At 51.2% G+C, this 506-nt stretch carries 1 protein-coding gene; it reads left to right on the plus strand.

The features are described 5' to 3' along the window. The first annotated feature begins 151 nt into the window (after positions 1 to 151). On the plus strand, positions 152 to 298 hold the full coding sequence (locus tag WMO17_RS13150; RefSeq protein ID WP_242702980.1) for a hypothetical protein: 147 nt from the start codon (positions 152 to 154) through the stop codon (positions 296 to 298). The last annotated feature ends 208 nt before the right edge of the window (positions 299 to 506 follow it).

The following is a 506-nucleotide window of genomic DNA, read 5'->3' on the forward strand; positions in this document are numbered from 1 at the left end:
GGCGGGATCTGATGCAATTTGCGGCAGAAAGCAGGATCTGCCGCAATGGGGGCAAACAAAAACGGCCAGCGTATCATGTGCTCTGTGATATGTACCCCTAATCGAAAAAATCCATCCGCATATGTTCCGGCACGCCTTCGTCAGCATTCTGTTGTCTAATCCCAATATCGGTGTGGCAACGGTGGCCGCAGAAGCCGGACGCGCTCAGCCCAGCACGACCCTTGCAATCTACACGCAGGTCTACGACAGACGACGTGATGAGATTCGGAAACAGATGAGCAAAGAATTGTACAAGTAAAGCGCCTATTCATGCAAAAAGAAAAGCACGAGAGCAAAATCTCGTGCTTTTTTGGTGGAGCATTGTCCACGGCACTCGAACCCAACACTTCCTCACGGGTGACCGTTTTGGCATCGTCCGTGAAGTTGAAGTTGAGTACGACCCGGTCATCAAAGACGTAGACCGAGTTGACAAAGGTATCAATGATCTGCCGCTGGTGTTCCGTGCT

The sequence above is a fragment of the Faecalibacterium faecis genome (assembly GCF_040096475.1).
Taxonomy (GTDB): Bacteria; Bacillota; Clostridia; order Oscillospirales; family Ruminococcaceae; genus Faecalibacterium; species Faecalibacterium taiwanense.